This is a genomic window from Mucilaginibacter sp. R-33 (assembly GCF_049949235.1).
In the GTDB taxonomy this organism is placed as follows: domain Bacteria; phylum Bacteroidota; class Bacteroidia; order Sphingobacteriales; family Sphingobacteriaceae; genus Mucilaginibacter.
Map to the genome: position 1 here is coordinate 3820529 of NZ_CP188089.1, position 18782 is coordinate 3839310.

The 18782-nt window shown below is 44.4% G+C and carries 15 protein-coding genes; 8 read left to right on the forward strand and 7 right to left on the reverse strand.

Translation table 11 applies throughout. From position 1 onward, the window contains the following. The first annotated feature begins 9 nt into the window (after positions 1 to 9). The 4 genes from ACP26M_RS15755 to ACP26M_RS15770 all read left to right on the forward strand — a co-directional run bounded on the left by ACP26M_RS15755 (position 10) and on the right by ACP26M_RS15770 (position 7398). Positions 10 to 975, forward strand: coding sequence for a hypothetical protein (locus ACP26M_RS15755; RefSeq protein WP_426581307.1), 966 nt, complete (start codon positions 10 to 12; stop codon positions 973 to 975). A 90-nt stretch (positions 976 to 1065) separates the two neighbouring features. Then, positions 1066 to 2499: a protein phosphatase 2C domain-containing protein gene (locus tag ACP26M_RS15760; protein ID WP_426581309.1), complete on the forward strand. Its 1434-nt coding sequence runs from the start codon at positions 1066 to 1068 to the stop codon at positions 2497 to 2499. Between the two features lie 3 nt (positions 2500 to 2502). Next, positions 2503 to 6579: an FtsW/RodA/SpoVE family cell cycle protein gene (locus ACP26M_RS15765; protein WP_426581311.1), complete on the forward strand. Its 4077-nt coding sequence runs from the start codon at positions 2503 to 2505 to the stop codon at positions 6577 to 6579. Between the two features lie 24 nt (positions 6580 to 6603). Continuing rightward, on the forward strand, positions 6604 to 7398 hold the full coding sequence (locus ACP26M_RS15770) for an FHA domain-containing protein (protein WP_112654774.1): 795 nt from the start codon (positions 6604 to 6606) through the stop codon (positions 7396 to 7398). A gap of 85 nt (positions 7399 to 7483) precedes the next feature. Here the strand turns inward: ACP26M_RS15770 and ACP26M_RS15775 are convergent, their stop codons facing one another. Next, positions 7484 to 8281: a DUF3050 domain-containing protein gene (locus tag ACP26M_RS15775; protein ID WP_426581313.1), complete on the reverse strand. Its 798-nt coding sequence runs from the start codon at positions 8279 to 8281 to the stop codon at positions 7484 to 7486. A 293-nt stretch (positions 8282 to 8574) separates the two neighbouring features. Here ACP26M_RS15775 and tnpA point away from each other — a divergent pair, with 293 nt between their 5' ends. Then, positions 8575 to 9042, forward strand: a complete 468-nt coding sequence (gene tnpA / locus ACP26M_RS15780) for an IS200/IS605 family transposase (protein ID WP_426581315.1) — start codon at positions 8575 to 8577, stop codon at positions 9040 to 9042. A gap of 163 nt (positions 9043 to 9205) precedes the next feature. Here tnpA and ACP26M_RS15785 read toward each other — a convergent pair whose 3' ends face one another. The 5 genes from ACP26M_RS15785 to ACP26M_RS15805 form a co-directional block, all read right to left on the reverse strand. Further along, positions 9206 to 9937, reverse strand: coding sequence for a YqjF family protein (locus tag ACP26M_RS15785; RefSeq protein WP_426581317.1), 732 nt, complete (start codon positions 9935 to 9937; stop codon positions 9206 to 9208). Positions 9938 to 9984: 47 nt separating this feature from the next. Next, positions 9985 to 10788 (reverse strand): M48 family metallopeptidase, encoded by an 804-nt coding sequence (locus ACP26M_RS15790; RefSeq protein ID WP_426581319.1) that lies wholly within the window; start codon positions 10786 to 10788, stop codon positions 9985 to 9987. Positions 10789 to 10793: 5 nt separating this feature from the next. Further along, positions 10794 to 11447 carry a glycerol-3-phosphate 1-O-acyltransferase PlsY gene (gene plsY, locus ACP26M_RS15795; RefSeq protein WP_090531854.1) on the reverse strand — a complete coding sequence of 218 codons (654 nt, stop codon included), beginning with the start codon at positions 11445 to 11447 and terminating at the stop codon, positions 10794 to 10796. Positions 11448 to 11550: 103 nt separating this feature from the next. Continuing rightward, a complete protein-coding gene (gene nadC, locus ACP26M_RS15800) occupies positions 11551 to 12396 on the reverse strand; it encodes a carboxylating nicotinate-nucleotide diphosphorylase (protein WP_413322579.1) in 846 nt (281 codons plus the stop codon). A 161-nt stretch (positions 12397 to 12557) separates the two neighbouring features. Beyond that, complete coding sequence (locus ACP26M_RS15805; protein ID WP_426581322.1) at positions 12558 to 12953, reverse strand: DUF4783 domain-containing protein; 396 nt, start codon at positions 12951 to 12953, stop codon at positions 12558 to 12560. A gap of 195 nt (positions 12954 to 13148) precedes the next feature. Here ACP26M_RS15805 and gpmI point away from each other — a divergent pair, with 195 nt between their 5' ends. Beyond that, positions 13149 to 14672 carry a 2,3-bisphosphoglycerate-independent phosphoglycerate mutase gene (gene gpmI / locus ACP26M_RS15810; RefSeq protein ID WP_426581324.1) on the forward strand — a complete coding sequence of 508 codons (1524 nt, stop codon included), beginning with the start codon at positions 13149 to 13151 and terminating at the stop codon, positions 14670 to 14672. Beyond that, positions 14659 to 15225, forward strand: coding sequence for a hypothetical protein (locus ACP26M_RS15815; RefSeq protein ID WP_426581326.1), 567 nt, complete (start codon positions 14659 to 14661; stop codon positions 15223 to 15225). The genes gpmI and ACP26M_RS15815 overlap by 14 nt, the downstream gene beginning before the upstream one ends. 20 nt (positions 15226 to 15245) lie before the next feature. On the opposite strand, the gene ACP26M_RS15820 is transcribed toward ACP26M_RS15815, so the two are convergent. After that, complete coding sequence (locus tag ACP26M_RS15820; protein ID WP_090531867.1) at positions 15246 to 15896, reverse strand: tetratricopeptide repeat protein; 651 nt, start codon at positions 15894 to 15896, stop codon at positions 15246 to 15248. A 368-nt stretch (positions 15897 to 16264) separates the two neighbouring features. On the opposite strand from ACP26M_RS15820, the gene lon reads away from it, so the two are divergent. Next, positions 16265 to 18739 carry an endopeptidase La gene (lon, locus tag ACP26M_RS15825; protein ID WP_426581328.1) on the forward strand — a complete coding sequence of 825 codons (2475 nt, stop codon included), beginning with the start codon at positions 16265 to 16267 and terminating at the stop codon, positions 18737 to 18739. Positions 18740 to 18782: the final 43 nt, after the last annotated feature.

Here is an 18782-nt window from a genome sequence, read left to right on the forward strand (position 1 = left end):
AAATACAGAATGGAACCTAAATCAACATTTTGGAAACGGATAGGCCTTCAGGACTGGTTTTTACCAAACGGTAAACCAGTAAACGAGGAGGCTGTAAAAATAAAAGCGCTAACGCCCGATGACGTGTATTTGTATATCATCGAAAAATTCAAGGAATCGATCAAGCAGCTTTCTTTTGCCGACAGGATAGTTTTTTACCACGAATTTATCATCAGCTTTAACGAAGAAGATTACCAGGATTTTGTAAATAACCGCTCTGGCCTGTTCGGCATTATCGTTAATGAATCTGTTAAAAAATTCTATGAACTGCTGCGCGAACACCAGGAAGTAGGCAAAAAGGTGGAACCTTCAAGCTCAAAATGGGTATTCAGGCTGGTATCGCACCCGGATTATAAACGCGGCGATAAGGGTTTTATAGGCAAACTGCTGCCCGGCACAAGCGCTAAAAAAGAAGAAAACCTGCGGGTTACTTTCATTCCGCGCCAAACGGGTGTTGCCCAAACGCTGGATATCAGCAATGAGGTTTTAAAAGGCTTTACTTATTACAGCGAGGGTTATTATGAATTGCCTTATGCTAATGACCTGCAGCACAACGAAAAGGACGTAGTTAAGCCCGGAACCAAGGTGCTGGCCCGGCTGGAAACCATTATGCCCGATAAGCAGTTTGTTGGCCGCAAGGTGGAGTACCTGATCAAGGATGATGATATTGTTGTATCGGGCAGTGATGAGGAAAGGGACGAACAGGCCGTGTTTAAAGTACCGTCTGAATGGGTTAACACCCCGCACCTGCGCATCAGGCTAAATAAAGCCGATGGTAAGTTTTACATGGCATCTTTTGGCGAGCGCACCCTGATCAACGAGCTGGAAGTAGCCAGCAGCGATGTGAACTCGCCGCAATGGGTTGAGCTGCCATTCAACTCCAGGATCCTGCTCAATGGCATTGTAGGTATTAACATATTCAAACCCGAACCATAATGTCACAGGTATTATCAATAGGGCTGCTGGCAATATGTGTGCTGTTATTGGTAGCTCATTTTATCGACATAAAAAAATCCAGTTAAAACCATGGCAAATAATTTTTTCGGGATAACAGATACCGGTAGGCAAAGGCAAAACAACGAGGACGTTTTTATTGCCGAAAAATCTGGTGATGGTAATTTTATCATTGCCTGTGTGGTTGATGGGGTTGGCGGTTATGCAGGCGGCGAAATAGCTGCCGAAATTGCCCGCGCCACCATCCTGGAGCAATTGCAATATATAGCCGGCGATATTGTGCCGCTATTGGTAAATACGTTTACTATTGCCAACCAGCGGATCTACGACGAAAAAGTACAGAACAAAGATCTGGAAAACATGGCCTGTGTGCTTACCCTGGCCGTGGTTGATGTGATCAACAATAAATTTTATTACGCCCACGTTGGGGATACCCGCCTGTACCTGCTACGCGATTATTCACTGATCAAGATCTCGAAAGATCACTCTTTTGTGGGCTTCCTGGAAGATTCGGGCCGGCTGACCGAGGAAGCGGCGATGGACCACCCCAAACGCAATGAAATTAATAAAGCACTTGGCTTTGCCGGGCAGATAGGCCAGGACCCCGATTTTGTGGAGACTGGTAACTCGCCCTTTTTGCCGGGCGATATCCTGCTCATTTGCAGCGACGGCTTAACCGACCTGGTTGATAAAAGCAAGATCACCAATATCCTTACCAGCAGCGATAACCTGCCCGAAAAGGGAAAAAAACTGATTGACGCAGCCAATAATCGTGGGGGTAAAGATAATGTGACCGTGGTACTGGTACATAACGATAAGGAGCGCAAGCAACACAGCGCCACGAAACCAGCGGTGGCTGCTGTAAAAGCTGCCGAACAGCCGGAAGCAATTACTCCCGCTCCGGTAAAAAGGCAGGAAGAGCCTGATCCTGTGGTAAAAACCAAAGGCAATGGCGGCACAGTGGCTATACTTACCCTGCTTTGCTTTATCTTTTTGGGTGGATTTATCTGGCAGTTTAAAAAGAATGCCGATCAGGCTGCTATTCCTAAAAAAACAGATACATTGATAGCTCAGCATATTAAAAACGCGGTGGAGCTCAAGCTCCAGGATACTATCAATAAATTAAAAGGCCATACGTTGTTACTTTCGGCGGCTGATTTTCAGCAGCCTATTGTGCTGAGCGATACGCTGCATATCAATAAGGATAGCCTGTACATCAAAACAAAGGGTGCCGTCGTATTCAAGAAAGATTCTACCTATTCGGGGCCGGCTATCGCGCTGGCTGCCAGCTGTAAATATGTAGTGTTGGATAGTGTTGCTTTTGATGGCTTTGGTACTGCTATCGTAACACATAACGATGCCCTGGTGCTAAAAAATGTGCAGTTTAATAACTGCTTAACGCCGGTTCAGGCATCGTACATGTTCCCCAATAAAATATATATATCGGGCAGGTTGTTTGGCAGCATGTTCAAAACTGATTCTGTTCCAACTAAAGCTACGCACTAATAAATGGCCCAGGAAAATCCCAAAGTACCCGGCAGGAGAATGGAACGGCTGTTCCTGTTGCTTACAGGCATATTGCTGGCCGTTTTATTTTTGAAGCTCTATAGCGTATTGCAACTTAAGTTCACTGATGTTGATAAGCGCCTGAAGGATGGTACGATCGTAAACCTTAACTCGCCCAATACCGCTCAAAACGTAAAGGCGCTGCTTAAAAAGGGTTATTATTTCGATGATCCGAAGGATGTTGATTACATTGAATCGGTAATAGCATCGCGTAAAACAACCGGCGACCTGGTTGATAATACCGGCGAGCTTAACAAACGTAAATACTACGTAAATGCCGACGAGGCCTTTGAAAAAGGCGGTGAAACTTTCAAGAAACGCGTACTTACCTCCCGTACGCTTTTAGGTTATACCGGCGATGATTCCATCCGCTTTGAACAGGAATTGAAAAACCCTCCTGCTTTAGGCGCTCAAACCGATCTCAACCTTGGCGAATACAGCATTAAAGGTACAATAGCCCACAAAGGCGAACCAGTACCCGGTGTACTGGTAAAGCTCACCATGATTTTGCCCCGCGACAGCATTTTCAGCGATGAGGAGACCGGGGCTAAAACCTCTTATTCGGAAAATGCCTCATCATACAAAAAGCTGTATGTACTTAACGATCAGAAAAAGAAGGTACTACAGTCATTAACCGCCTTTGCCCGTACCGATGAACAGGGGCGGTTTGTATTTGCCAAATTGCCAACCGGCAAAGCATTTTCGGTATTGCCCATGCAGCCTGGTTTTGAGTTTGGCCGCTCGCAGGGCGTTGACGAGCTGGACAAAGATGTAAGTTTTAAATTTAGCCAGGCACCCCATAGCATCAAGCTGCTCTCTACCCGCGACTTTAACATCCTGAAAAAAGAAGGCGCTTTTATTGTGCGCTACCAGGAGGAGTTTAACATGTGGTACTGGATCATAGCCGGAAGCTTTTTTGCAAGCTTTATCATCGTACACCTGTTACTCAGCGCCCGGTATCCCAATGCCGATCAGATCATTTTACCCCTGATCATGATGCTTACCGGTATCTCATTCCTTACGCTTTTAAGCCTGCAAGACCCACTGCGCGATAGGTTCCTGGCTAAAGATACGCTTGTTTATTTGGGCATCGGCATGGCCGGGATCTGCATCATTCAGCTGTTTAACCTTCGCCGTCTTAACCCCGACTCGGGCTTTTACCGGCTGCTTGTTTTTAAATGGAGCAGGAGCGCCGCCAACGGCTGGCCATGGGCTATTGTTGCTATGGGCATCCTGTTTTCAACCATCTTGTTTGGTACCGGCCCCGAGGGTAGCGGTGTAAAAGTTAACCTGCTGGGTTTTCAGCCAAGCGAAATTGTAAAATACCTCATTGTTATTTTCCTTGCGGGTTTTTTTGCCACCAACGAAAAATTCATCAGTCAATACGCCAGTTGGAGCAAGCGCTGGTCGTTCTTTTCATTCGCGCTTATCGCTACCATCATCACCCTGCTGCTGTTTTTGGTTTTGGGCGATCTGGGGCCGGCCATGGTGATTTGTTTTACGTTCATCATCCTGTTCTCTTTTTCACGGGGCGATTTCTTGTATATGGCGGGCTTTGTGGTGCTATTTGTGCTCACTACCTGGTTTTTTGATAATATATGGCTTAGCGCCGGCATCACATTTTTTTCGCTTGGGAGCGTAGTATTTTTCAGGCGGAGGAGGTTGAGTGAATCGGCCATTATGGCGCTCGTGGTGATCACTGCTTTTTTAACCATCGATAAAATCCCCGGTCTCGATAAAATTATCCCCGGACCGGTGGAGCGTTTGGTTGAGCGTAAGGCCATTTGGCAGGACGCCTGGAATAATGAGGTTTACGGCGGCGACCAGGTAGCTAACGGACTTTGGGCCATGGCCAGTGGAGGGGTAAGCGGACAAGGTGTTGGGCAGGGCTTTGCCAAAACTATCCCCGAAGCACATACCGATATGATATTGCCATCCATCGGCGAAGAGTTTGGCTGGGCTGGCATGGCCGCGGTGTTCATCTTGTTTTTGTTGTACCTGCACCGCTCCATCATCATAGGCAGGCAAACGGGGATGCCCCTACTGTTTTACCTAAGTGCAGGTATCGGGGTATGTACCTTTGTGCAGTTTTTGCTGATTGCGGGCGGCTCTATCGGGGCATTGCCATTATCCGGCGTTTCCCTTCCTTTTGAAAGTTATGGCGGCTCATCATTGGTAATAAATCTGCTGGCTGCGGGCTTCCTGCTGTCGGTCTCATCAGTAAGGGGCACAGCAGTGCAAATGGATTATATCACCAAACAGCAGGATAAAAACCTGGTGCCTGCATTGGCAGCCGCGCTTGCCGGAGTGGTATTATTGGTGGTGAATGTATCGCGCTACACAACAGATAATAAGCAATGGGTTGTAAAGCCTGCTTTGGTTGCCGATAAAAGCGGTCTGCGGATGTTTAGCTACAACCCGCGTATCGCTATATTAATGAACAGGTTGCAGGCCGGTACTATATATGACCGTAACGGCCTTATCCTGGCTACCAGCAAACCCGAGCTTATCGAAAAACAAAAGAACAAATTAAGCGCTTCGGGCATGCTGCATTATGACCTGGATTCGGCTATGCACAAACGCCTGGACAGGTTTTATCCTTTTGAAGAACAAATGTTTTTTTGGACGGGCGATCAAAACACCGGGGTATTTAATGGCAGCACCAACGGTTATTTTGCCGAGTATGAACATGCCGCCGAGCTTCGCGGGTTTCATATGCCCATCACCAATTATAATGTGAAGGCATCACGTTACCAGGAAGACAGGTTTTTGCCCCGCGGAATGAAAGAAATGACCGTAGCTAAAAAAGACTACAGCGCTTTGGCCAACCTGCTGGTAAGTGATATCAACGGCCCTGAAGTCGAGGCTTTCAAAAACAAAAACCGCGATGTAAAGCTTACCATGGATGCCGATCTGCAAACCAGTATTCAGCAATCTATCGCTTCCGATACTTCGCTGTATGATAACAGGGTTTCGGTAGTTATCGTGGAATCCAACACGGGCGATGTGCTTACATCGGCACAATACCCGCTGCCTCCTGTGCACAACTGGGACCAGCTGACTATGCCACTGGCCGATCAGAATAAACTGGCTACCTGGTTAACCACTACCGATCTGGGTTTTACCTATGCCAGTCAACCTGGTTCAACGGCTAAAGTTTTAACGGCGATGTCGGCATTTAATAAATTAGGTATCGCTGCATCTGAAATACAATATCATGTAAGCACCCAGGAGCGGATCCGTACCAAGGGCATCGAACCGGACGAAACCGGGATGATCACCATGGAGCGCGCCATCGCCAAATCAAACAACGTGTATTTTATCAAACTGGCCAACCAGGAACACCTGGAAGAGTACATGGCAACATTGTACCTTAAAACAGGGATGTTTTTGCATGGCGTAGGCGGTTACTATTATAATAAACCGGTATTAAATGCCACCCAGGAAGATAAATGGCGCACCTTATGGCGTAAAACCGAATTTAATACCAAACCACGGTACGATCCTAACAATATCCATAAAACAAGGGCTAAAGGTATTTCGGGTATGGCTTGGGGGCAGGGCGAGCTGATTGCTACCCCTGCGGCGGTAGCAAGGCTGGTATCGGGCGTGGCTAATGACGGTATGTTACTGCCCAACAGGTACGCGCTAAAAATTGCCGATTCAACAGTGGCTGTAAAAAGCAGTATCAAGCTGGCCGAAGATCCGCGTTATGCTGCTTTGTTAAAACAATATATGATTGAGCAAAGTGCGCCTAAAACGCCTATATTAGGCATCAAGGTAGCGGGCAAAACCGGTACGCCGGAACGTATTGTAAGGAACCAGAGCGTTAACGATGGCTGGTATGTTTTCTTTGCACCAAAAGAAAAAGGCAGTGGCTATATGGTGGTTTGTATCCGGATAGAATCAACCCGCGGATCATCAGACGCGGTACACCTGGCCGGCAATCATGTGATCCCTTTCCTGCTGAAAAAAGGTTATATAAAAAGCATGGAAACGGAAACCACTACCGAAGAATAGTGTTTAAGCAGAAAGGAAGAGCAAATGGCATTTAGTTTATTTAAAAGAAGCGGCGAAAAACAACCCTGGGATGTAAAAAGCTTACGTGAGGCTATATTACGTTTCATTAAAGAATCGCTACAAAAGATAGAAGGTGGAGAAGGCGGCCATATCAAAGAGCTGAAGCTTTTTATAGTTGCCGATGCCGAGGATAAGCCTATTTACGAAGGGGCAGTTTATGTACATGATAAAGCGCTGTTCAAAAACGAGGTTCAAAAAATAGCCGACGACTTTGACATCAATTTGCCCCCCGACTGGACGCTGGACGTTGAGTTCACGGAAGAACTCCCGGCGGAAGCAAAAAGGATCCCTGATCTGGACGCCGCCTTTATCATGAATACCCGCAAGCAGGTTGCACACAATGCAGCTTCCTTTACAGCCTATTTACGCATCCTGAGCGGTGAGGCCGAAAAAGAAGAATACCTGATCAAAGCTACTGACCCCAAACTCTACATCGGGAGGGATAAAAAGTCCGTTACCGAAAATGGATCGTTCAGGCTAAATCAATTTGTTTTTCCGGGAGAGAGCAGGGACGAAAGTAATAAATACATCAGCAGGCAGCATGCCCATATTGAATGGGACGGCGAAAGCGAGCGCTTCATGATCTTTGCCGATGAAGGCGGCGTGCCCCCGCGCAATAAAACCAAGATCCATATCGCGGCCGATGGCAAAATGATCAAACTCAATTCCACTCAAATTGGCCACCCCCTAAGCGAAGGCGACCAGGTAATATTGGGAGAATCGGCGGTGTTTTTGTATACTACGATAGCAAACCGATAGAGCTGGGACAAGAACGGGCGTTAGGAGGCGAAAGAAAAATCCCCAACCATGCGCTGTCGAAATAACCTTTTCTATCGGTATATGGTTAAAGGGAACTTATTTCCTGTACTTTAATCGCTTCCAAAATCCCATCCCAAAGTGCAATGCGCGCCTGTAATGCTTCTTTAACAGCAACAGTCGCTTCGGCCCATTTGCTGTCATCATCGCCGCAAAGTTCGGCAGTCATTTGATAGGCCAGTTGGGAATGATGGTCGCCGTCAACTTCTATATGGCGCTCAAGATAGTATAACAATATATCAACCTTACCCGGCAATTGTTGGCTCAGCTCTTTTACTATGCTTACAAACATATCCGGAATCAGGTCTTCGCGGCCAAAGGTGAATACTGCAGCTTGCAGATGATCTTTATTGGTATCGATAACATCAAAGGTGTGCTGCACAAAATTGCGGGCGGCAACAGGAATATTGGCAATGATCAGCGCTTCATCAATATGCTTACCGAAGTTTAATTCATTAAACAGGTTGTTGATCCCTTCGGCTTGGCTACCAGCCTGCTGCATGGCACGCAGATAAAGTTCGAAATGGCTTGCACGGTTTCCCTGCTCATCGATATCGCTTTCCTCGCCGGCAACAATTTCATTGATGAGGTAACGGGTATTGGCATTGCCTGTAGGCATCCAGGGGGTAACAGTGCAGGTAAGCTTTTGCTGCAAAGCTTTTAACAACGACATAAAATCCCAAACAGCAAACACATGATGCTCCATAAAAACAGTAAGCTCATCAAGCGATGTAATATTTTTATAAAGCTCGTGGCTGATAAGCCGATCGCGTAAAGGCTGGATCGCGTTTTTCAAATGCGCAATGCGGCTGCTGTAATTTGCCATGTATCAAAAATTGTATGGGTGGCAAAAATAGCAAACAACGTGATTATTAATGAAGTGATTATTTTTTTTGACTGGGTGGTGATGGGAGGGGATTATTTAATCATAGTTGCTTTAATAAGGGTTAAAAGCACAGCTAACTCGGAACGGATCGGATTACTGCTACAAGCGATATCATTAACTTAAATTGAAGAAATTGACAGGCTGCTCCAGAGGGGCAAAAGGTTTGTAGAAAAATAATGTAAATTTGATTAGAGCACCAGAGGTGCTCAACTTAACGAACCTGATCACAACGTATGGCAAGTAATAACACTTATTCTCAGTTATATATTCACATCGTTTTCGCCGTAAAATATCGTATGGCATTAATTGAAGATACCTGGGCTGAGCGGTTAAGAATGTACATAACTTCGATTATTCAAAACCAAGGGCACAAATTAATAGCTATTAATAACATGCCCGATCATCTACATTTATTTATCGGATTAAATCCCAATCAATCTATTTCTGAAATTGTGCGCATCATAAAAAGCGACTCATCCGAATGGATTAATAAACAAAAATTAGCCAATGGCGGATTTCAGTGGCAGGAAGGATATGGAGCTTTTAGTAATAGCAGGTCACAAATTGATAAGGTGGTAAACTACATAGCAAACCAGCAAGAGCGTCATCGAAAAATTACATTTTTAGACGAATACAGGAAAATGCTAAATGATTTCAATATCGAATTTGACGAACAATATATCTTTAAATTGCCTCAATAATTAACTTGTTGGCTTTGTTCAGCCCCTCTGGGGCTGTAAAAGGAAGGGCATTTATTTTTTCTACAAGCCTTTTGCCCCTCTGGGGCAGATCGTCATGCTTAATAATTCACTTCCATAAGTTTACCATAAAAACTCGAAGCATCACTCCCTTTCACATAACTCTTTACTTCCCCACCACTATCTTCTCCCCCATTCTCACCACGATATCCGACCCAAGCGCGTAAAAGGCCGAAACCGGCTCTTTTTCCAAAAATGGCTTAAATGCATCACCATAGAGTGCGGCAACATCAGCATCAAAAACATAGTCGCGCACCAAACCTGTTTGCCATGAAATATGCTCAACCTGGTACTCCATTGTCTTTATTTCGCTTAAACCATTGTATCCCCAGTAGTGTTCTAAAATAAACTCTTCCGGGCTGCCGGGCTTAATATCCACCAGGGTGTCGCTTGCCGTAGCGCCAAGCTTGTTCCAGGTCCCGTTAAGTTTCCATTCGTATAAAAACTGGGTATGGTTATCTGTTGTCGCGGTAATAGAGCTCCGCATGGGCAAGGCGCGATAATGTTCCTTATAAAGATTATTGGCAATGAGCGCAATCATGCTTTTAGGCACTATTTCGCTTATAAAAACAGCGCCGCGCTTCCATTCGGTACCATTAAAGTATCGCAAGTAAAACCGCAGGTTAACTTCTTCAAAGTTTACATGCCCGGGCCATTTAATACCCAGTACCCGGGTATCCGAAAACATGAAGCCAACCATACTTACCAGCGCTTTTCCTTCCCAAAGGTCGAGCAGTGTGCCTGCTGGTGTATAAGGTTTTAATATTGCCGCATCAACCTCGTAATTGAGCATTACAAGGTTCTTCCACTGGGCATTTAAAAATTCGTTTTTAGCCATAAAAAGAAAAATCCCGCCTTTTTTACGAGCGGGATCTACTAAAATGATTAATATTTTTTATAGTATTTCATAGCCTCGGGTATGAGGTTCTGGATATCGGCAATACGCGTAACATCGGCAGGGTGAGTGCTTAAAAATTCAGGCGGTGCCCCACCTTTGTTTTGGGCTGCCATACGTTGCCAAAAGGCAATGGCATTGTGCGGGTCATAACCGGCCATAGCCATAAAGGTTAAACCTAAACGGTCGGCTTCTGATTCCTGTTTACGGGAATACGCCAACAGTTTCAGCTGGCTTCCAACACCATATAAAGTACTTATGGCGGTTTGTGTAGCCTGCGACTGCTGGCTTGTCGCCGCTCCTACCAATTGTCCGCCCCCTTGTACCAACATCTCCTGCGAGATGCGCTCAGCTGAGTGACGGGCAATAGCGTGACCTATTTCGTGGCCCATAACTACGGCAAGGTAGGCATCGGTATTGGCTACAGGTAATAACCCGCTGTAAACCGCAACTTTACCGCCAGGCATACACCATGCATTAACTTCACTGCTCTGGATCAGGTTAAACTCCCAATTAAAGCTATACTGATCGCCATAACCGTTTTCTTTGAGGTATTTTTCAATGGCTACAGCCAGTCTGTTACCAATGGTTTTAACACGTTGCGCATCGGCACCGCTGGCCACCACTTTGGTTTTGGGGTCGGAAAGCAGTTGCTTATAGCTTGCCGCTGCCGACTGGTTCACTTCGGCATCGCCAACCAGGCTTAATTGTTTACGGCCGGTTAGCGGCACAGTTGAACAGGAAAAGACAGCCATGATGGCTATCAGGACTAATAAAGGTTTAAACTTTTTCATGGTGATTAGGCAGCTGTTGTTTTCTTCTTAAAAAAATTAACTTTCGATTCTTTGCCTCTTATTAAACGTTCAATGTTTTTTTGGTGGGTTACCAGCACAAGTACGCAAATACACATGCCATAAATTACTATAGACCGTATAGGTGTCGGAAAAACAAATGTAACGCCTATAGGGTAAGTAAAGGCAGCCGCAATTGAGCTAAGCGACACATATTTTGAGATCAGTAACACCGTTATAAAAACCACTATACATAATAAAGCAGCATGAAAATGTATAGCCAAAATCATTCCAAACAAAGTTGCTACGCCCTTGCCGCCCCTGAAACCTGCAAAAATAGGGAACAGGTGGCCCATAACTGCCGCTATGCCTAAGGCCAGTTCATAATTGGTGTATGCGGTTGAATTGATGGCACCTGTAGCAGATGCACCAATGAAATAAGCGAAGTTTGTTGCTGCCCAGCCTTTAAATATATCAAGCAGCATCACTGGGATGCCCGCCTTTTTACCAAGCACACGAAAAGTATTTGTAGCACCTGCATTACCGCTTCCGTACTCGCGTACATCCACATTGTAAAAAGCCATACCAATCCAAACAGCCGTAGGTATTGAGCCGCACAGATAAGCCATTATAAGTGCTGTAACAGAGTAAACGGTTATCATTCTCCTGCAATATTACAAAATTGAAGCGGTAAAAGCGTTTTAATCACAGCGCTTTTACCACTAAACTTTGTTTAACAATGTGTTATTTGATATTTTAATTACCCTATTTTACGGCTTTCAGACTAAGGTCAAGGCTTTTAACCGAATGAGTAAGCGCCCCGACAGAAATATAATCGACCCCACAATCGGCATATTCACGTATATTATCAATGGTGATACCGCCCGAAGCTTCGGTAATATAACGCCCTTGTATTATACCAACAGCCTGCCGCAGGTCATCAAAATTGAAATTATCAAGCAGTATGCGGTTAACCCGGCCGGTTTGTAAAACCTGCTCCAGTTCATCAAGGTTACGCACCTCAATTTCAATGGCAAGTTTTTTTCCATTGTCGGTTAAATATTGGTTAGCGCTTTCAATAGCTTGCCTTATCCCGCCGGCATAGTCTACATGGTTATCCTTAATCAGGATCATATCATACAAACCAAACCTGTGGTTTACGCCTCCGCCTATGCGTACCGCCCATTTTTCGAGATAACGAAGCCCCGGGGTAGTTTTGCGGGTATCTAAAACTTTAGTATTAGTCCCTTTCAGCAAATCAACTATCTGCCTGGTTTTTGTAGCAATTCCCGACATACGCTGCATACAATTTAGTACCAAACGCTCGGCGGTCAAAATGCTGCGCGAATTGCCCTCAACCTCAAAAGCTATGTCGTTATATTTAACCGGGGCTCCGTCCTGCAAAAACACGTTAAGTTTAAGGTTTGGATCAACCACATGAAATATTTCGGCAGCCAGCTCTACACCGGCCAGTATTCCTTCGTCCTTAACTAAAAGTTTTGCTTTGCCGGTAGCGTCGGCCGGGATGGTTGAAAGCGAGGTATGATCGCCATCGCCCACATCCTCACTTAAAGCATTATTTATAAACTGGTGTATGAGTTCTTTATCCAATTGTGTACTTTTTGAGTGTCAAAAGTAACAACAATTTTTAAATGGAGGGGTTTGACGGCGATGTATGATAAAATGAATTTGAAAATGTGCCGATTTGAAAATTTGATAATATCAAAACACATTCATTTTCAAATTAACCAATCCTCAAATTTTCAAATTAATTATTTCACCTTTTCGTCTTCAATTTTTAATTCGACAACGTTAGTGCCTTTGCCTGCATCCTTGAGCGTGATGGCAACCCGAAATTCGCCCTTATCTGTATTCAAAATATAAACACCGAAATGATAATTACCCCCCGAATTTATTTTATGTAACAGCTTAATACCTTTAGGCTTATTCCGGGCGAAGAACTTATCCAGTATAACCGTAGCCTGGTTTTGCGAGTAAACATTCTCGTCTTCCATAATGGTGATCTCTACGTTATTGGCAAATAGCTTGGAAAGCTCTTTGGTATTACCTGTTTTTAAAAGATTGGCCACGTTATCTATAGCATCTGCCGATGAGACATATGGAAGCAGCAGCAAAAAAATAAACGACGGCAGGTATACTAATTTCATACAATAATAACGTACTAATGGGTGCTAAAGTTACAAAGAGCGGTTAAGTGTTTACTTGTTTTTTAATAAACTAAAAAGCTATGTTCATTAAACTGTATAATAAACACTAACAGTATAATTTAAGTTTTATTTCAGGCTGCTAACCTAAATTAAAAAATTATATATAAAGTACCCAGTTGCCTTTATATTTGCATTGTGGAAAACAAAAAGAAACTCGCACTAATAATACTTGATGGCTGGGGTTATGGCCGCAACGATCAATCAAACGCTATACTGGCTGCCAATACTCCTTTTGTTGATGGCCTGCTTAAGCAATATCCAAATTCAAAACTTGAAGCCTCAGGAACAGCAGTAGGCTTACCTGCCGGGCAAATGGGCAATTCGGAAGTTGGTCACATGAACCTTGGTGCAGGCCGCGTGGTTTACCAGGAACTTGGCCGCATTCATAAGGCAGTTGATGACAATGAGCTGCCAACTATCCCCGTATTGAAAGATGCGTTTGAATACGCTAAACAAAACAATAAAGATGTACACTTTATCGGTTTAGTATCTGACGGTGGTGTACACTCGCACATCAGGCATGTGAAAGGCCTTTGCGACACCGCCAAACAGCTGGACGTTAACAATGTATATATCCATGCCTTTTTAGATGGCCGCGATACCGATCCTAAATCGGGTTTGGGATTTGTTACCGAACTTGAAGAGCATATAGCAGGTACCGGCGCTAAAATAGCCTCTGCCATAGGCCGTTACTATGCTATGGACCGTGATAACCGTTGGGAACGTGTTAAACTGGCTTATGACCTGATGGCAAACGGTATTGGCACGCCAACTCAAAACGTTACCGACCTCATCAAACACTCCTATCTTGAAGGTGTTACCGACGAATTTGTAAAACCGATAGTTGCTGTTGATGACGCAGGAAAACCTTTAGCCGTTATTAAAGATGGCGACGTAGTGATCTGCTTTAACTTCCGGACCGACAGGGGCCGCGAGATCAGTATCGCTCTAACTCAAAAGTCGTTCCCCGAATACAACATGCACCCGCTGGCTATCCGTTACATCACCATGACACCATATGATGAAACGTTTAAGAATGTTCAGGTTGTTTTCAATAAGGAAGATCTGACCAAAACCCTGGGCGAGATCCTGCAAAATGCAGGTAAATCACAGATCAGGATTGCCGAAACCGAAAAATACCCTCACGTAACCTTCTTCTTTTCGGGCGGCAGGGAAAAAGAGTTTGCCAACGAAAAAAGGTTATTAGTACCATCGCCAAAGGTTGCTACCTACGATTTACAGCCTGAGATGAGCGCCGCGGGTATCCGTGATGCTATTATCCCTGAACTGGAAACCGGCTGGCCTGATTTTGTTTGCCTTAACTTTGCCAATACCGATATGGTTGGCCATACCGGTGTTTTTAGCGCGGTGGTTAAAGCAGCCGAAACTGCCGATAGCTGCACTAAAGCTGTTGTTGAAGCAGGTTTAGCCAATGGCTATTCGTTTATTATCCTGGCCGACCATGGTAATGCCGATTATATGATCAACGAAGACGGATCGCCAAACACAGCACATACCACCAACCTGGTACCATGTATTGTGATTGACAAGGATGTTAAAGAGGTAAAAGACGGAAAACTGGGCGATGTGGCGCCAACCATATTAAGTATATTAGGTGTTGCCATCCCTCCCGAAATGACTGGTAATGTATTGGTGTAATCCAAAAAACATAAGCAAAGCCGCCCTGATGGGCGGCTTTTTATTGTTAATAGCAAATTTATATTCCTGCCGGCCCGATAACAGGCAAAGCGGTGCCAAACTGGTTTACTTTGACCTGAAAGAGTTTTTCAGGGCCGATTCGGCACGGCTTACCAGGCTAAACCCTGCGGTAAACAAAACGGTTACCCACAATGGCGTTACCGAAACCAAAGTAGTACATATTGGCAACTGGAACCAGGAGCTTAATTTGTTTATCCAGTCGGACATTAACCGCCCGGCCTGGAAAAACAGTTATACGGTTAGCACAAGTGATAGCGCTATTGTTTATAAAGCCCGCACACCAGAGCTTAAAACCCGCCGCATCATCATCAAAAAAGCCGGCGATAAAGTGTCGTGGATCCTGATCTATAACCACACCAAAAACCTGCTGTACGAAACCAACGAAAAATTGAGTTATTTTCCTGATTCACTTTACCTGATCCAAAAAACGCAACACGTGAAATTGATGGGCCGGAACGATTACAAGGTGCAGGGAACCTTGCCTAAAAGGTAAAGAGAAAGTTTAACCGGATTTTAGTGCTGCTTCACTAAAGTATTAACCCCTGTAGTAGCCTGGATGAGTTTCTCTTTTGACTGATCGATCAGTGCGGAAATGTCCATGCGGCCCGGGTTATCTGCCAGTACCTTTTCCAGATCGGCAACTGAAGCTTTTAGCGAGTTTATTCCCCTTGCTTTGTCGTAAAAACGAGATGTTGCCTGCAATTTAAACATACCGTAGTCACGGTAAGCTATGCCCCTGTTTTGGTAGTACTTGTTATCCCTGAGATCGCTGTTAATAGAGATGGCCTTTGTAAGATCCACAATAGCGCCCAACAGGTATAGCTCCTTGTCCGCCGCCGAAGCCTGGCTATCTCTCCCCAGGTAGCTTTTTGCCCTTGCCCTGTAATAATAAGCAGTAGCATCTGCCGGCTTTACGGCAATTACCTTGGTATATGCCAGTATCGATTTTTTGTAGTTATCGCTGTGGTAGTATGAGTAGCCCAGCATCCACATAGCATTTGCATTTGTTGAATCAGTTATGCACGCCTTTTCCAGGTGTGACACCGCCGAACGGAAATCGCCATCCATGAGTGCCTGCTGGCCGAGCCGTACATAAGCGTTTTGTGCTATAGCCGACTCGAGCGAAGACATGATCAGAAGGGGCAGGATAACTGATAACTTCATTAAACGGATTACTGGTAAAACAAAAATGGTATAATATTAACTATTAATACCCTAAATTATTATGCCATATTGTGGTTTTATATAAAATTTTTCACACGTACAAATAATTTATGCACAGCGATACTATGACTTTTTTTCATCTTTACCAATAAAATCTTATTTATTTACAATTCGTTTTACAAATTTGTAACAAACATATACCCAGTACGTTAAATCACCAGATTAATTGTTGTTATTTATTATCGTAACTTGGCACAGCTCTTGAACCATTGTTATGTGCGATTGATAATCGCAATTTAACCTGTAATTGAAGTGGATACTATCTTACAGGCTGACAACATGACGTTTTATTCTACTAAAATATAATAATGAATTTCGATCCGTTTGATTTTAAAAATGCTTTACCGGTTATAAACGAGGATTCAGAATTTTTCCCGCTAATGTCATCGGAAGATGAGGAGGAGATGAATAATGAGGAACTGCCCGATGTAATGCCAATTTTACCCTTGCGCAATACTGTACTTTTCCCGGGTGTTGTAATCCCAATTACAGTTGGCAGGGATAAATCAATAAAGCTAATCCGCGATGCCAATAAAGGCAGCCGCATGATTGGGGTGGTTTCGCAACAGGATGTGGGGATTGAAGACCCTACTTTTAACCAGCTTAACAAAGTTGGCACCATAGCACTCATTATAAAAATGCTGCAAATGCCCGATGGTAATACCACCGTTATCATCCAGGGCAAAAAACGTTTTTATTTAAAAGAAGAAGTACAGAGCGAACCTTATATAAAAGCCACAGTTGAACCCTTCCATGAGATAAAAACCAAGGAAGATAAAGAGTTTAAAGCCATGGTATCATCCATTAAGGATATGGCCATGAATATTATCCAGCTTTCGCCAAATATCCCGAGTGAAGCAGGGATCGCAATCCGCAATATCGAAAGCACATCGTTCCTGATCAACTTCATATCATCAAATATGAACGCTGATATGACCGCTAAGCAACACCTGCTTGAAATTGCCAACCTGCGCGAACGTGCTAACCTTGTGCTTGAGCATTTAACGCTCGACCTGCAAATGCTGGAATTAAAAAACCAGATCCAGACCAAAGTACGTGTTGACCTTGACAAACAGCAAAGGGATTATTTCCTTAACCAGCAGCTAAAAACTATACAGGAAGAGCTGGGCGGTAATACGCCCGACCTGGAAATTGAGAGCCTGCGTCAGCGTGGCATCAAAAAGAAATGGGCAAAGGAAGTTAAAGATCATTTTAGCAAAGAGCTTGAAAAACTGAGCCGTACCAATCCCGCAGCAGCCGATTACTCGGTTCAGATCAATTACCTAGAACTGTTGCTTGATTTACCATGGAACGAGTTTACCAAAGATAACTTCGACCTTAAGCGTGCGCAAAGAATCCTTGATAAAGATCACTTTGGTTTGGATAAGGTAAAACAACGTATTATTGAATACCTGGCCGTACTGAAATTAAAACACGACATGAAAGCTCCGATACTTTGTTTGGTCGGCCCTCCGGGGGTTGGTAAAACATCGTTAGGTAAATCAATAGCCAAAGCTTTGGGCCGTAAGTATGTGCGCATGGCATTAGGCGGAATCCGCGATGAAGCGGAGATCCGGGGTCATCGTAAAACATATATTGGTGCTATGCCGGGCCGCATTATCCAGTCGATAAAAAAGGCGGGCGCATCAAACCCGGTATTTATTTTGGATGAGATAGATAAAGTAGGCAACGATTTCAGGGGCGATCCTTCATCTGCCCTGCTTGAGGTACTTGACCCCGAGCAAAACGGCACTTTTTCTGATCATTATGTTGAAATGGACTACGACCTTTCAAACGTAATGTTTATTGCTACCGCCAACTCGCTGAGCACGATCCAGCCTGCTTTGTTAGACAGGATGGAGATCATTGAAGTGAACGGCTATACTATTGAAGAAAAAATTGAGATAGCCAAGCAACACCTGGTGCCTAAACAGCGCGAAGCACATGGCTTAAAAATAAAAGATGTAAGCCTTAAAGCAGATGTGATCGAAAAGGTGATAGTTGATTACACCCGCGAATCGGGGGTACGTTCACTGGAGAAAAAGATTGGATCGGTTGTGCGCGGCGTGGCTAAGAACATAGCTATGGAAGAGCCTTACAACAATGTTGTAAGTAAAAAAGATATCGAAAAGATACTGGGCGCACCTATTTTTGATAAAGACCTTTATGAAGGCAATGATGTTGCAGGCGTTGTAACGGGCCTGGCCTGGACTTCTGTAGGCGGCGACATCCTGTTCATTGAAGCCAGTTTAAGCCCCGGAAAGGGCCGCTTAACACTTACAGGCAGCCTTGGCGATGTGATGAAAGAGTCGGTAACTATTGCCCTCGCTTACCTGCGCGCTCATGCCGCCGATTTTGACATCAACCCTAAACTGTTTGATCAGTGGGATGTACACGTACACGTACCGGCAGGCGCTACCCCTAAAGATGGCCCGTCGGCAGGTGTTACCATGCTTACAGCACTGGTTTCGGCATTTACGCAGCGTAAAGTAAAGCCTAATTTGGCCATGACGGGCGAGATCACCCTCCGAGGTCGGGTTTTGCCTGTGGGTGGTATTAAAGAAAAGATCCTGGCTGCAAAACGTGCCAACATAAAAGAGATCATCCTGTGCAAATCAAATCAAAAAGACATTCTGGAAATTAAGGAAGATTACATCAAAGATCTTAGCTTTCATTACGTTACCGATATGAGAGATGTGATAACCCTGGCCCTGCTTAATGAAAAGGTTAAAAATCCAATAAATCTTACCGTTAAAGAAGACGAAAAAACAGCCATTAATTAAAGCGGGGCTATTTCCCGGCATAAAACAAAAAAGTTTTACAGTT

Bases quoted from the DNA above. Each gene is read 5' to 3' on its own strand.
- ACP26M_RS15755 (WP_426581307.1), top strand. From the start codon at position 10: ATGGAACCTAAATCAACATTTTGGAAACGGATAGGCCTTCAGGACTGG.
- ACP26M_RS15760 (WP_426581309.1), top strand. From the start codon at position 1,066: ATGGCAAATAATTTTTTCGGGATAACAGATACCGGTAGGCAAAGGCAA.
- ACP26M_RS15765 (WP_426581311.1), top strand. From the start codon at position 2,503: ATGGCCCAGGAAAATCCCAAAGTACCCGGCAGGAGAATGGAACGGCTG.
- ACP26M_RS15770 (WP_112654774.1), top strand. From the start codon at position 6,604: ATGGCATTTAGTTTATTTAAAAGAAGCGGCGAAAAACAACCCTGGGAT.
- ACP26M_RS15775 (WP_426581313.1), bottom strand. From the start codon at position 8,281: ATGGCAAATTACAGCAGCCGCATTGCGCATTTGAAAAACGCGATCCAG.
- tnpA (WP_426581315.1), top strand. From the start codon at position 8,575: ATGGCAAGTAATAACACTTATTCTCAGTTATATATTCACATCGTTTTC.
- ACP26M_RS15785 (WP_426581317.1), bottom strand. From the start codon at position 9,937: ATGGCTAAAAACGAATTTTTAAATGCCCAGTGGAAGAACCTTGTAATG.
- ACP26M_RS15790 (WP_426581319.1), bottom strand. From the start codon at position 10,788: ATGAAAAAGTTTAAACCTTTATTAGTCCTGATAGCCATCATGGCTGTC.
- plsY (WP_090531854.1), bottom strand. From the start codon at position 11,447: ATGATAACCGTTTACTCTGTTACAGCACTTATAATGGCTTATCTGTGC.
- ACP26M_RS15805 (WP_426581322.1), bottom strand. From the start codon at position 12,953: ATGAAATTAGTATACCTGCCGTCGTTTATTTTTTTGCTGCTGCTTCCA.
- ACP26M_RS15815 (WP_426581326.1), top strand. From the start codon at position 14,659: ATGTATTGGTGTAATCCAAAAAACATAAGCAAAGCCGCCCTGATGGGC.
- ACP26M_RS15820 (WP_090531867.1), bottom strand. From the start codon at position 15,896: ATGAAGTTATCAGTTATCCTGCCCCTTCTGATCATGTCTTCGCTCGAG.
- lon (WP_426581328.1), top strand. From the start codon at position 16,265: ATGAATTTCGATCCGTTTGATTTTAAAAATGCTTTACCGGTTATAAAC.